Raw genomic sequence first — 13547 nt, 5'->3', positions numbered from 1 at the left:
GTTCTCCGTTCTGCGCCGCTTCTCGCACGGTGACCCGCACATCCCGAGATTTTCACCCCGTCCGGCCTTGGTCAACATCAGCTCCCTGCCACGGACGTCCGGAAACCCACCCCTCGTACCGACTCGATGCGCACCGCCCCGTCGAGCTTGCGGCGCAGGACGGACACGTGGGCGTCCAGGGTCCGGGTCGAGCCGTACCAGTTGCTGTCCCAGACCTCGGACATGATGGTCTCGCGGGTGATGAGTTCGTCCAGCCGGGTCGTGAGGAAGGCGAGGAGGGTGAACTCCTTGGGGCGCAGGGGGACTTCGGTGCCGTCGAGGTGGACGCGGCGGGCGGGCCGGTGGATGGTGAGGCGGCCGTAGGTGTCGGGAGCGGTGGTGGTGCGGGGCGGGTGCGGGGGGTGGCGGCGGCGGTGGACCGCCCGCATGCGGGCGACGAGTTCGCGGATCCGGAACGGCTTCACGACGTAGTCGTCCGCGCCGAGTTCGAGGCCCACGACCTTCTCGGTCTCGGTGTCGCGCCCGCTGACGATGACGATCGGCACGTCGCCGCGCGCCCGCAGCTCCTGGCAGACGTCGAGTCCGTCGATGTCGGGCAGGCCGAGGTCCAGCAGGACGATGTCGGGTTCGGCGGCGGTCAGGGCGGCGTGCCCGGTGGGGGCCCAGGTGACGTGGTAGCCCTGCCGGGCCAGGCCGCGCCGTACGGCGTCGGCGGTGTCCTGGTCGTCCTCGACGAGCAGTACGTGCACGGGGTTCTCCTCAAGCTGCGTCGGCGAGGTCACGGGGTGTTGAAGCCCGCCTTTGTCATCCGGTACGCCAGCTCGCGCAGCGCGTCCGGGGAGTCGTCGAGCAGGAGCAGCCCGAACGAGCCGGTGCCGAGCACGTCGAGGAGGTTGCGGAGCTGTCCCGGTTCCTCGTCCGTGAGGAGGAGCGCGGCGTCGCGCAGCACGAGGGTCACGGGGTCGGCCGGCGTGTCCAGGCACTCCTCGAACGAGCCCCAGGTGAAGGCGAAGTCCGCCGGGAAGCCGAGGACGTCGCCCCACTCGCCGAAGAGGCCGATCGTGGTCCGGCAGCGGGTGCCCCTGACCTCCAGCGCCGGCGACGGCACGGTGTCCAGCGCGGGCAGTGGGCGCAGCCAGGAGGTCAGGGGGCGGTTCGTCGCGGAAGGCACGGTGGTTCCTCGGGGTCGTCGCGCAGGCCGGCGCGGACCGGACGCCCGCGCCCACCCGAGGACATCAACCGAGTGTGTCGGCGGTCCGGCGATGACGTCACAGGTTGCCGAAGGAAACGACATACGGCCGGACAGCGGGGCGCACCCCTCAGCCGAGCGGGTCCACGAACTCCAGCAGCAGGTCCGTGACCTCCTCGGGCCGCTCCTGCTGGAGCCAGTGCCCGGCCCCCGCCACGTACCGCTTGGGCAGCGGCAGTGACGCGATGGCCTCAGCCATCCCCGGCAGCGCCCGCGCGGGGTCGCGGTCGCCGACGGCGTAGAGGGCGGGGGTGCGGACGGTCGCCCCCGCCCAGGCGGCGGTGAGTTCCCAGGTCAGGTCGAGGGCCCGGTACCAGTTGAGGGGCCCGGTGAAGCCCGAGGTCTCGAAGGCGGCCGTGAAGACGTCGAGGTCGGCCTCGGTCAGCCAGGGGGAGGGGGCGGGCGGGTCGGGGAGGCGGTCCACCAGGTCCGTGCCGGGCGGGATCATCATCGGCTTGGGCGCCGTACGGTTCGCCGGGTTGTCGCCGGAGAGGTTGTGGAACATGCGGCGCAGGGTCGTGCGGGGATCGCGCCCGTACTGGGCGTCGGCGACGCCGGGTGCCTCGAAGTGGTTCCAGTAGTAGTGGCCCGCGTACCGCTCGCGCGTCGTACGCAACGGCGGTGTCCCGCCCCGGTAGTCGGGCGGCACACTGAGGCCGGCGACGCCGCGCACGACGTCGGGGCGCAGCAGGGCGGTCTGCCAGGCGACCAGGGCGCCGAAGTCGTGGCCGACGAGGACCGCTTCGCGCTCCCCGAGGGCGTGGAGAAGACCGACGACGTCGCCGACGAGGTGGAGCATCGTGTAGTCGCCGACGGACGCGGGGCGGTCGCTGTCGCCGTACCCGCGCTGGTCGGGGGCGACGACGCGGTACCCGGCGGCGACGAGGGCGGGGATCTGGTGGCGCCAGGAGTACCAGCACTCGGGGAAGCCGTGCAGGAGCAGGACCAGCGGCCCTTCGCCGGCTTCCGCGACCTGGAGGCGGACGCCGTTCGTTTCGATGAACCTGTGCGTGATCATGGGTTCGTCCTCACTTGGCGGAACACGTCTCGGCCGGAGCCGGCTTGCTCGGGGCCCCGGCGGCTCCGGCGGCCTCGTGCCGGGCGAGCCCGATGGTCCGCAGACCGAACCAGGCGACCGGCGCGATCAGCGCGAGTCCGGCGGCGCCCAGCCCGAAGCTGAGCGTGAACTGCGAGGCGGCCGGCAGCCCCGGCGCCTTCGGCAGGCTCCGGGACGCGAGGACCGTCGTCACCACCGCGCTGCCGATCGCGCCCCCGGCCGAGCGGGCGATGGAGTTGATGCCGTTGGCGATGCCCGTCTGGTGGCGGGGCACGCTGGCGACGGTGATCGCGGGCATGGCGGCGTAGCCGAGGCTCCCGGCGGCACCCATGAGGACGCTGCCGAGGACGACGGACACGGTGTGCCGGTGGTCGAGGGTGATCCACCCGAAGCCGGCCGTGCCGAGCAGCGAGGCCAGCAGGAGCACCGCGCGCGGGCCGTGCCGGGTGACGAGCCGGCCTCCGACCGGGGCGAGCAGCAGGGCGATCAGAGACACGGGCAGCAGATAGACGACGGAGGCCCGCAGCACGCTCGCCCCGAAGCCGTATCCGGCGACCTCGGCAGGGATCTGCGCCAGGGCGGACACGGCGACGAACAGCGCGAACATCCCGAACCCGACCAGCAGTCCGACGATGTTGGAGAGCAGGACCGGCGGGTGCGCGAACATTCGCATGTCGACCAGCGGTTCGGACACCCTCAGTTCGATCAGCACCCATACGGCGCCCACCACGACCGCCCCGGCGAAGCAGCCGACCGTCCGCGCGGAGGCCCACCCCCACTCGTGCCCCTGCGTGATGGGCAGCAGGAGCAGCACCAGGGTCCCGGCGAGGGCGAGTGTGCCGGGGACGTCGGTGCGGCCCTCGGCGCGGTGGCGGGTGGCCGGGACCAGGGCGACGACGGCGACCAGGGTGAGCACGGACAGCGCGGTCGTCAGCCAGAACACGTCCCGGTAGTCGGGGTCCGTCCCGGAGGTCATCAGCCCCGCCGCGACCAGCGCGATACCGCTGCCGAAGGCGAACGCGCCGCTGACCGCCGCCATCGCGCCGTGCAGCCGCTCGGGCGGGATCTCGTCGCGCAGGATCGACAGCGCCAGCGGGAAGATCGCTGTCGCCGCGCCCTGGAGCGCCCGTGCCGTGATCAGCCAGGGCAGGGAGTGCGTGGTGGCGGCCAGCACGGTGCCGGCGATCAGGACGGCCAGGACGGCGACGAGGGTGGACTTCTTGCCGTGCTGGTCGCCGAAGCGGCCCAGGACGGGGGTGAAGACGGCGGCCGACAGCAGGGTCACGGTGGTGACCCAGCCGGCGCCCGCCGAGGTGGTGTGCAGGCTGCTCTGGATCAGACCGAGGATCGGTACGACGAGGGTCTGCATCATCGACACGAGCAGGGAGGCCAGGCCCAGTGTGAGGACGACGGTTCTTTCGGTGGACTTGCCCATGGGGGTGGGCTCCTTCGGCAGGTCACGGGGGATGCTTGAGAACGTCGATGGATGAGGTCCTCAAGTAAATGTGTCGCCGACAGTAGGCAGGGATGCTTGAAGTCGTCAAGCATCGACCTCTTCAAGCAGTTCCGGTAGGCTCTGGCCCCATGACTGCCTCCGTGTCCGCCCCCTCCAAGGTCGAGCTGCTGGAACTCCTCTCCTCGGTGGGCGGCGCGGTCTGCCAGGACTTCGCCGCCGCCGCCTCCCCCCACGGCCTCACCCACATGCAGGTCAGGGTCCTCACCCACGTCCACCGCGACCCGGCCTCGATGCGAGGGATCGCCGAGGCCCTCGCCTGCGACGCCTCCAACATCACCGGCATCGTCGACCGCCTCGAAGCCGCCGGCCACGTACGCCGCGAGGTGAGCCCCACCGACCGCCGCGTGAAGAACGTCATCGCCACCGACGCCGGCCGCGCCGTCCTGCGCGCGATCCGGGGCACGATGCAGGCCCACGTCGCCGTCGACACCCTCTCGGCGGAGGAACGCGCCCTGCTGCACGGCCTGTTGGAGCGGATGCGCCCGGCGCTGAGCGGTGCGGCGGCGAAAAGCTGACGGCACGGCGAAAGGGGTGGGCACCGGGACGCGTCCCGGTGCCCACCCCCGCGTACGGACCGGTCGTCAGCCGAGCAGCTTCGCCGCCAGCGTGCCCGCGTTGTACGAGCCCCAGCCGGTCGTGAAGTCCCAGCCGGACGCCGCCGAGTAGGCGCCGTTGCTGCCGCTGGTGACGTCGTGGAAGCCGGTGCCGTTCGCCGCGTACAGGGACGGGTTGGCGAAGCCGAGGTTCGCCTTGCCCGCCGCCGACGCCTGCTGGTTGTACAGGGCCGCGAAGGCCGCCCACTCCGGGGCCGCCGCGCTGGTGCCGCCGACCGAGGACCAGGAGCCCTGCGAGTAGATCGAGACACCCGGCGTCGGGTTGGCGTGCGCCGCGACGTCCGGGACCTGCCGGAAGCCGCCGCCCGCGCTCTTCTGGACGGACGTCTGCCAGCTCGGGATCTTGAAGACGGACGACTTGCCGCCACCGCCGCCGGACCAGGCCACCTCCTTGCTGAAGGCGTTCGCCGAGGTCACGGTCAGCCGCGTGCCGCCGACCCCGGTGACGTACGGGTCGCTCGCCGGGAAGTCCACGGACGTACCCCCGTCGCCCGCGTCGTCCGAACCGTCGTCACCGGACGCGGCGTAGAAGCCGAGCCCCTGCGCCGCGCCCGCCTTGAACACGGCGTCGACGGCGTTGATGTTGGACGTGGTGCGCGCCGACTCCGCCGCGCCCCAGCTGATGGACGTGGTCGGGATGCCGCTGTCGACGATCGCCTGGTACGTGTCGACCTCCCCGGCGTCCGAGTTGGGCCCCTCGAAGACCGTCACGTTCGCCTTGGGCGCGATGGCGTGCAGGACCTCGATGTCGAGTTCGACCTCGACCTGCCCGTCACCGAGCGCCCCGGAACCGCCGTCCACCTTCTGCACGGTCGGCGCCGGCGAACCCAGGCCGTAGTTCGTGTCGTACTTCGTGATGTTGGACTGCTGGAACCCGTCGAACTCCAGCAGCGCGATCTTCTGCCCGCTGCCGGTGTACGTGCCGGACACGTTGTAACCGCCCTTGAGCTGCGCCGGCGTGTAGCCGCCGCCGGGACCGTCCTTCGGGGAGACCGTGCGCGAGATCGCCTGGTGGTGGAGCTGGGTACGGTTGTTGAGGCCCGCGACGTCGCTCACCAGGGAGGCGATGGCCGAAGGCAGCGTCGGCGCCGAGGAGTTGGCGTAGAAGGTGCGGCCGGTCGCCGCGTCCTTGTACGTCGCCAGCTGGGTGCCGAACGCCTTCTGGAGCTGGGCGGCCGTGCCGCTCGCGTCGACCAGGAGGTTGCCCGCGTGCACCTTGTCCACGGTCAGGCCCTGCGAGCGCAGGTAGTCCCTGACCTGCTTCACCTCGGCGTCGGTGCGCCCGAAGCGGGCCGCGAACTGAGCCTTCGTCAGGTAGTGGCCGTACGCGCTCGACTTCGGGTCGCTGACCTTCGCGACGAACGTGTCCAGCGCGCTGCCGCCTCTCGGCGTCAGGCTCACCGCGACGGATATCCGCTTGCCGGAGGCCACCTGGCCCGTGCGGGCCGCGTCGTGGCCGAGGCCCTGGAGGACGTCACCGGTGATCGCGGCACGGGCCGTGTGCGGGGCGTCCGCCGCGTACGCGGCGGGGATCGCGGCGGTGAGGAGAGCCGGGACGGCGACCAGACCGAGCAGTTTCAGACGTGACTTCACCGAGTCCTCCGGGGAGTGGGGGATGTTCCGGAAGCGGAACGGCTTCACCGTAGGAAGACCCGGCCACCCCTCATAAGCGGGGGAACCCTTGCGTCACGTGTTAACGGCTGATGTCACGTCAACGCCTTGTACCGAAACGCCGGTTGTGGGTACGGCTCGGCTGACTCAGCGTCACCGGGGGCACGACCCGCTCGTCGTCGGGGGCGTCCACCGCCGCGCCCGACGCCAGCACGGCGACCGCCATCGCGTGCGCCAGCGCCGTCCGCGACCGCACCCCGACCTTGCGGTACACCCGCGACAGCGTCCCCTCCACGGTCTTCACGCTGATGAACAGCTTCGCGGCGACCTCCCGGTTGGTGGCCCCGCCCCCGACCAGCTCCGCGATCCGCGCCTCCGTCGGGGTCAACGCCGGCCCCTCACCGCGCTCCCCGGCATCCAGCCTGGCCAGCTCCTCCCCGGCCCGCACCGCCAGCGGCGCCGCCCCGATCCGCTCCGCCGTCTCCAGCGCCTCCCCGAGCACGGCCCGCGCCGCACTCCGATGCCGGGCCCGCCGCTCGACCGTCCCGAGCGCGATCAACGTACGCACGAGGTCCACCGGCAACGACAGCCGCCGCAACCGCTCGACGGCGACACGGAGTCGGACGACACCGTCGCCCGCCCGCCCGAGCCCGGCGGCGCGCAGCCCCTCGGCGCGTTCCAGGGCGGCGAGGGCGCTGCCCGGCCCCTTCCCCGGCACCCGCGCCCGAGCCTCCTCCAACACCACCCCCGCCTCCTCGCTCTCCCCGAGCACCACCAACGCCTCCGCCAGGTCCGCGTACCAGTGCAGCAGCGGCGGGTCGGCGGCTCCCATCGCCGTGCCGAGTTCCCGTACCCGCTGGAGCGCCTCGACGGCCGCCGCAGCGCCGCTCGGGTCGCCGGTGAGGAGGCCGGCCTGGCCGAGGACCGCGAGGGCCCGGACCAGGAACAGCCGGTCGCCGTCGGCCTGCGAGGCGTGCACCGCCTCTCCGGCGAGGCGGCGGGCCTCGTCGGCGGTGCCGCCCGCGGTCGCCGCGAGGGCGCGGGCGTACAGGACGGGGGCGGTTTCCGCGCTCACCTCGCAGCGGGCGGCGGTGGCCAGGGCCTCGCGGCACTCCCCGGACCGCACCTGGATGCGGGTCAGCGCGACCAGGGTCGCCGTCACCTCCTCCACCCCGGCGACCTCGCCGATCGTCGAGAGGAGACCGGCGACCTGAGTGCGGGCCTCGCCGACCCGGTCGGAGTCCAGGGCGAGGATCGCCCGCATCCGGATCAGGCCCCAGCTGTCGGGACCGCTGCCGTGGCCGCCGGTCAGCGTGAGCGCCTCGTCGATCGCCTCGCCGGCCGCGAGCGGCTCACCGGCCAGGGACAGCACCCGGGCGAGCGTGGCGAGCGCTCCGACGCGGGTGTCCGTGTCGCCGAGCGCGGCGGCCCGGCGCGCGTGCCGGGCGGCCTCGGTCAACTCCCCGCACAGCAGGCCCCGTACGGCGGCCCAGTGGTGCAGCCACCCTTCGGCCTCCGCGTCCCCGGCCGCGTCCCGCAAGCCGTCCTCGATCAGGTCGTGGGCGCCCTCCAGGGCCTGGCCGGCGTTGCGCAGCAGCACCACGCGCGCCCGCGCCCGCTGCCGTGCGTCCCCGGACCCGGTGAGCACCTCCTCGGCGGCCTCGCCCGCTTCCGTCTGCCGTCCGGCGTCGCAGGCGTATCCGGCGGCGGCCAGCAGCCGTTCGGCGCGCTCGGCGGCGCGCGCGTGCGGGGTGCGGTGCGCGGCGAGGCGGGCCAGTTCGAACGCCGCGTCGGGCTCCCCGCGCCCGCGCGCGTGCTCCGCCGCCGACTCCAGGGTGCGGGCGGGGTCCTCGTCCTCGTACGGGCGCGCGTGCGCGAGGTGCCGGGCGCGCTCCACGGGGTCGGTGACCGCGCCCGCCAACAGGGCGTGCGCCTCCCGCCGTTCGGACGCGGACGCGTCGGCGTAGACGGCCGCCCGTACGACGGGGTGCGCGAACCGTACGACCCCGTCGGCACCGGCCGCTGCGAGCCCGGTCGCCGGGTCGTCGAGCCCGGCGGCCCGCAGCACGGTGAGACTGGGCCGCTCGGCGGCGCTCGCGACGAGCAGGGTCCGCCGCACGCCCTCCGGCACCCCTGCCAGCAGCCGGGCGCGCAGCCCCCGGGGGACGTCCAGGACCGGCCCGAGCGGCACGGAGTCCCGTAACTCCAGCGCGTACGACGGATTCCCGGCGGCGGTCTCCTGGACCGCCCGCAGCACGTCCGGCGCGGGCCCGTCCCCCACGACCCGGGCCACCTCCCCGTACGACAGCGGCCCCACCCGCAGCACGGCCGTACCCGGCGGACAGCACCCCGGCCGCCGGGGCCGCTCCCCGTCCGCGACCCGCTCGGCGGCCACCACCCGCAGCCCGAGCCCGCCCACCCGGCGCACCACGAACGCCAGCACCCCGGCGCTCTGCGCGTCGAGCCACTGCACCCCGTCGACGCCCAGCAGCACGGGCCCCTCGGCGGCCAGCACCCGCAGCACGTCGAGCACGGCGACCCGTACGGCCAGCCGGCCCCGCCCGTCCTGCGGCGTCTCGCTCCGCAGGAGCGCGCCCCGCAGCGCCTCCCGCAGCGGCGGCGCGAGGGAGTCCAGGCGGCTGTCCGGCACCCGCGCGAACAGGTCGACGAGTCCGGCGAACGGGAGCGCGGTGTCGTCCTCGGCGGGGGAGCAGCGCAGGACCGTCGCGGCCGGATGGGTCGTCAGGAGCGCGTCCACCAGCGTGGACTTGCCGATGCCGGCGGGGCCGTGGAACAACACGCCGGAGGCGGTGGCCAGTTCGGCCCGTGCGGTGTCGAGCAGCTCCCGGCGGCCGGTCAGGAGCACCGGGGGCGGCGGCCGTTCGCGCCGGGTCTGCGGTCGGAGTCGATCATGTGTTCATGACAACCCCGGGGGTTCGGCTTGTCAATGACCGTTCACGGCATCGTCACGTGGCCCGCGTGAGCGGCGGCAGGGGCCGGGCGCCGGTGGGGGAGAGGAAGTCGAGCAGGAGGGCGATGTAGCGGCGCCAGTCCTCCGTGTCGGGGTCCATGTTCCACAGGACGCTCAGGAGCATGGCGACGAGCCGGGGGATGTCGTCGGGGACGATGTCGGCGCGCAGGGTGCCGGCCTGCTGGCCCCGGCGGACCAGGCTCATCAGGGCGTCGAAGTAGGCGCCGCCGACCTCGGCGCCGAGGGCGCCGGAGTTCTTGGCGGCGGCGAGGACGTCGCGCTCGCGGGAGGCCATCGCGAGGGTCGTCTCCAGGAGCGCGGCCAGTCCGCGCACGGGGTCCTCGTCGGCGAGCGCCCGCTCCATGGCGGGGGCCGGCTGCTCCGCCATGCCCTGCTGGAGGGTGGCTCTGACCAGCGCCTCCTTGTTCGGGAAGCGGCGGTACAGCGTGGCGATGCCGACGCCGGCGCGCTGGGCGGCGTCGGAGCGCCGCTGTTCGCTCCGGCGTAAGTGATGGCCGGGTATCGGTCATGGCCGGTACGAAACAGTTTCGTACCCTCCTTCGTCATGCCCGAACGGGAGTACACCCATGGCCCAGAGCCTCACCTCGCCCGACCCGGCGTCGGCCGAGAAACAGCCCGCCGAAGCGCCCCGTCACCGCTGGTGGGTCCTCGCGATGATCGGCATGGCCCAGCTGATGGTCACGCTGGACGCGACGATCGTGAACATCGCGATGCCCTCCGCCCAGGCCGACCTGGGCTTCTCCGACGGCGACCGCACCTGGATCGTCACCGCCTACTCCCTCGCCTTCGGCAGCCTCCTGCTGCTCGGCGGCCGGATCGCCGACCTCTTCGGCCGCAAGGTCGCCTTCCTGACCGGCGTCGGCGGCCTCCGCGCTGGCCGGCGCCGCTCCCACCTTCGAGATCCTGGTGACGGGCCGCGCCCTCCAGGGCGTCTTCGGCGCGCTGCTGGGCGGCGCCCTCACCGAGTACCTGGACTGGCGCTGGACCCTCTACATCAACGTCGCCCTCGCCATAGCGCCCCTCGTCGGCGGCTGGATCCTGCTCAGGAGCACCGGCCGCGAGGCGGGCGCCCGGCTCGACATCCCCGGCACCGTCCTGGTCGCCGCCGGTCTCTTCTCGATCGTGTACGGCTTCTCCAACGCCGAGACCCACGACTGGAGTTCACCCCTGTCCTGGGGCTTCCTGACCGCCGGAGCCGTCCTGCTGGGCGCGTTCACCCGGTGGCAGACCGGGGCGGCGCCGCCGACGACGCCGGGATCGCCTCCGCCGCCGTCAACACCATGCAGCAGATCGGCGGTTCCGTCGGCACCGCCCTGCTCGACACCCTCGCCGCGAGCGCCGCTGCCGGCTGCCTCCACGGCAGGGACGCCACCAGCGAGGCCGTCCGGGCGCAGGCCACGCTGGAGTCGTACGCCACCGCCTACTGGTGGTCCGCCGGCATCTACGCGGCCGGCGCCCTCCTCGCCCTCTACCGGCGCGGCGTCCCCCGGGGCGACGGCGCCGTCGTCGTCCACATGTGAGCGGCATGTGGACCCCCTCGCCCGTCCGTGGGGCCCGGGCCCGGGCGTTGTACGGCTGGGTAGACTCCCGGCGTGGACAGGAGCAGTGGCACCGCACCCGAGGTGAGCCCCGCCGGTGACGCCGCTTCCGGGCGCCGGCTGGCGCTGGACGTGCACGAGCGGCTCCGGGCGATGATCCTCAACGGCGAGCTGGCACCCGGCTCGGTGGTGCCGCAGGCGGAGATGGCGCGCAGGCTCGGGGTCAGCCGTACACCGATGCGGGAAGCGTTCCGGCTGCTCCAGGAAGAGGGACTGATCTCCTCGCGGCCGGATCAGCGGGCCCGGGTGCGGACCGTGGACGCGGAGGACGTCGACGAGCTCTTCGGCGCCCGCATCATGCTGGAGACCCTCGCCGTCAAGGTGACCACCTCGACCCTGACCACCGAGGACCTCGACCGGATGGAAGCGGCCCTCCAGCGGATGCGGGCCCTGTCGGGCGGCGAGGACGTGGACGCCTGGCACGCCGCGCACAAGGAGTTCCACCGCATCCCCACCCAGGCGGTCGGGGAGCACCTGGAGCGGATGCTCGCCTCGCTGGCCGAGCAGAGCGAACGCTATGTGCGGCTGGGACAGCTCGGCCTCCCCGGCTCGTGCAGCCGCAGCGACGAGGGGCACGAGGCCCTGCTCGCGGCGCTGCGCGCGAAGGACCCGGCTCTGGCGGCGCGCGTCCTGGCCGGCCACTTCGCGCGCGGGGCGCTGGGCCTGCTGGCGGACATCGCCCCGGAGTACGAACCCCGGGCCACGCGCACCGGGCTCGCGACCGTCGTCGGCGGCCTGGGCGTCTGACGGTTCTTCCACCCGGCGCCGGACCACGTGTCCGGCGGTTTCGGCATGCCCTCGGTGAAAGTGCGTGCATTTTTGGGTAAAGCCGCACGCCTGTGCCGTGATCGCGTCCAGGCTCCCCTGACATACAGAGCCTGAAGTGTGCACACTTGGCGGGTAAGCTTGCCGGAGGTTCAGGCTCCGGCGCCCCCGTTCCTCCCCCCTCACTCCAGAGGAAGCCCTCCCCATGGACCCCCTTGCCCCCCTGTTCGCGCCCCGGGCCATCGCCGTGCTCGGCGGTTACACGGTGGCCACCGCCGCCTTCCCCGGCCCGATCCTGAAGGTCGACGCCGACCGCCCCGACCCCACGCGGCGCGTGCACCCGACCGTCGCCGGCGCCGCGAAGGCCCACGACACCGTGCCCGACCTGGTGGTGTGCGCCGCCGGCGCCTCGACCGCCGACGTCCTGCGCGAGGCGGCCGGCGCCGGAGCCCGCGCCGCCCTCGTACACGGGGACGCGGACGCGGCCGACCCGCGGGAACTGGCCGAGGTCGCCCGGGAGACCGGCCTGCGCGTCCTCGGCCCCGGCACCTCCGGGTTCGTCGTCCCGCACCGCTGGCTCGTCGCCGGCTCCGTCCCCGGCCTCGCCGGCATCGAGGCCGGCCCCGTCGCCCTGGTGGCCGCCGACGACGGCGTCCTGCACACCCTCGCCCACACCCTCGCGGAGACCGGCGTGGGCCTGCGGCTCGGCGTCGCCGTGGGCAACGGCCCCGACGTCACCCAGGCCGACGTCCTGCGCCACCTCGCCGAGGACGACGGCACCCGGGCCGTCGCCCTGCACGTGACGGACCCCGAGGACGGCCGCGGCCTCGCCGACGCCGTACGCGCTCTCGTCGTACGGACCCCCGTCGTGGCCCTGGTCGTGCGGGCCCGGGGGAGGGGCGGGGGTGCCGTGGCCTGGCGGGTCGCCCGGGCGGCCCTGCGGCAGGCGGGGGCCGTGCTCGTCGACGACGAGCGCGATCTCGTCGACGCGGTGACCGCCCTCGGGCGGATACGGCTGCCCGCGCAGGCGCGTGCGGGCGTCGGCCTCGTCACCGTGCGGACCGGGGACCTGCTCACCGGGAGCCTGCGCGCGCGGGACGTGTCCGTGCCCCCGCTGGTGCCGTGCACCGTGGGACGGCTCGACGCGCTGCTGCCCGCCGCCACCGGCCGGTCCAACCCCGTCGACGCCGGCAGCGCGGGCCCCGCGCTCGGCGAGGTCGTCGAACGCGTCTCCGAGGACCCGGGCATCCACCTCACCGCCGTCCACGGACTCCTCGGACCCGCCGGGACGGACCTGACGACGACCCTGTGCGAGGTCCGCGCCGCCACCCCGCTGGTCGCCGTGCTGGGCGGGCCGCCCCTGCGGGTACGGCAGGCCCGGGGCGCGCTCGCGTGGGCCGGCATCCCCTGCGCCACCACCCCGGCGGCGGGCGTGACCATGGTCCGGGCCCTGGCTCAGGACGCGGAGGCCCGCGCCAGGCTGACGGCCGCCGACACCGCCCCGCCCCGCTTCCCTCCGCTGCCCCTCACCGGCGACGTCGACGAGCACACCGTCAAACGCGTCCTCGCCCAGTTGGGGGTGCGCACCCCGCAGGGCCGCGTGTGCGCCGGACCCGCCGAGGCACACCGGGCCCTCGACGAACTCGACGGCCCGCTCGTCCTGAAGAGCCTCGACGCGCCGTACACGGCCGGGGCGCAGATCCGTACGCACGACGCGCTCGACGCCGCTCTCGCCGGACGGCCCGCCGGATCGGCCCTGTTCCTGGAGCGCGCCGTCCCCGCCGGACCCGAACTCGTCGTCGCCGTACGCCGAGACCCCTCCTTCGGGCCCGTCATCGCCCTCGGCGCGGGCGACCCGGCCGCCGAGGCGCTCGGCGACGCCTCCCTGCGCCTCGCACCCCTGTCCGTCATGGACACCCACACGATGCTGGACGAACTCCTCACCCTCGACGTGATCCTCGGCGCGTACCGCGTCGCGGCCGTCGACCGCACCCAGATGTGCCACGTCCTGCTGGCGCTGTCCTGTCTCGCCGCCGACGAACGCGTGGCCGAGTGCGAGATCGACCTGCGGATCCTGCCCGACGGCGGGGTCGTCGCCGTCGACGCGACCCTGCTGATGACCGACTAGGCATGCCGCGGCCCGCC

At 74.2% G+C, this 13547-nt stretch carries 10 protein-coding genes and 2 pseudogenes; 4 read left to right on the top strand and 8 right to left on the bottom strand.

Translation table 11 applies throughout. The annotated features are described in order from the left end of the window. Window positions 1–77 precede the first annotated feature (77 nt). The 4 genes from ACLZOT_RS15985 to ACLZOT_RS15970 form a co-directional block, all read right to left on the bottom strand. Window positions 78–749, bottom strand: a complete 672-nt coding sequence (locus ACLZOT_RS15985) for a response regulator transcription factor (RefSeq protein WP_416969558.1) — start codon at window positions 747–749, stop codon at window positions 78–80. A gap of 29 nt (window positions 750–778) precedes the next feature. Further along, entirely contained in the window at window positions 779–1171 is a 393-nt protein-coding gene (locus ACLZOT_RS15980; protein ID WP_416969557.1) for a barstar family protein, read from the bottom strand. 148 nt (window positions 1172–1319) lie between these two features. After that, window positions 1320–2267 carry an alpha/beta fold hydrolase gene (locus ACLZOT_RS15975; protein ID WP_416969556.1) on the bottom strand — a complete coding sequence of 316 codons (948 nt, stop codon included), beginning with the start codon at window positions 2265–2267 and terminating at the stop codon, window positions 1320–1322. A gap of 10 nt (window positions 2268–2277) precedes the next feature. Further along, window positions 2278–3741, bottom strand: a complete 1464-nt coding sequence (locus ACLZOT_RS15970; protein ID WP_416969555.1) for an MFS transporter — start codon at window positions 3739–3741, stop codon at window positions 2278–2280. 149 nt (window positions 3742–3890) lie between these two features. On the opposite strand from ACLZOT_RS15970, the gene ACLZOT_RS15965 reads away from it, so the two are divergent. After that, a complete protein-coding gene (locus ACLZOT_RS15965) occupies window positions 3891–4337 on the top strand; it encodes a MarR family winged helix-turn-helix transcriptional regulator (RefSeq protein WP_416969554.1) in 447 nt (148 codons plus the stop codon). Window positions 4338–4403: 66 nt separating this feature from the next. Here the strand turns inward: ACLZOT_RS15965 and ACLZOT_RS15960 are convergent, their stop codons facing one another. The 4 genes and pseudogenes from ACLZOT_RS15960 to ACLZOT_RS15945 all read right to left on the bottom strand — a co-directional run. After that, window positions 4404–6029, bottom strand: coding sequence for a S53 family peptidase (locus ACLZOT_RS15960; protein WP_416969553.1), 1626 nt, complete (start codon window positions 6027–6029; stop codon window positions 4404–4406). 118 nt (window positions 6030–6147) lie between these two features. Next, the gene (locus ACLZOT_RS15955) at window positions 6148–8913 is read right to left on the bottom strand and encodes an AAA family ATPase (protein ID WP_416969552.1); all 2766 of its coding nucleotides are present in this window, start codon (window positions 8911–8913) and stop codon (window positions 6148–6150) included. A 100-nt stretch (window positions 8914–9013) separates the two neighbouring features. Continuing rightward, window positions 9014–9406 (bottom strand): hypothetical protein, encoded by a 393-nt coding sequence (locus tag ACLZOT_RS15950; protein WP_416969551.1) that lies wholly within the window; start codon window positions 9404–9406, stop codon window positions 9014–9016. A gap of 24 nt (window positions 9407–9430) precedes the next feature. Continuing rightward, window positions 9431–9541 (bottom strand): annotated as a pseudogene (locus tag ACLZOT_RS15945) (TetR family transcriptional regulator); the annotation flags it as partial. A 64-nt stretch (window positions 9542–9605) separates the two neighbouring features. Between ACLZOT_RS15945 and ACLZOT_RS15940 the strand changes: the two are divergent. From ACLZOT_RS15940 to ACLZOT_RS15930, 3 genes and pseudogenes are all read left to right on the top strand, one after another. After that, window positions 9606–10559, top strand: a pseudogene (locus ACLZOT_RS15940) (MFS transporter). Window positions 10560–10631: 72 nt separating this feature from the next. Continuing rightward, window positions 10632–11384, top strand: a complete 753-nt coding sequence (locus tag ACLZOT_RS15935) for a GntR family transcriptional regulator (RefSeq protein WP_416969550.1) — start codon at window positions 10632–10634, stop codon at window positions 11382–11384. A 223-nt stretch (window positions 11385–11607) separates the two neighbouring features. Further along, the gene (locus ACLZOT_RS15930) at window positions 11608–13530 is read left to right on the top strand and encodes an acetate--CoA ligase family protein (RefSeq protein WP_416969549.1); all 1923 of its coding nucleotides are present in this window, start codon (window positions 11608–11610) and stop codon (window positions 13528–13530) included. Window positions 13531–13547: the final 17 nt, after the last annotated feature.

It is taken from the genome of Streptomyces sp. 4F14 (assembly GCF_048159485.1).
Lineage (GTDB): Bacteria > Actinomycetota > Actinomycetes > Streptomycetales > Streptomycetaceae > Streptomyces.
The sequence above is the reverse complement of the archived record's forward strand: the minus strand, read 5'-3'. Positions and strand labels throughout refer to the sequence as shown.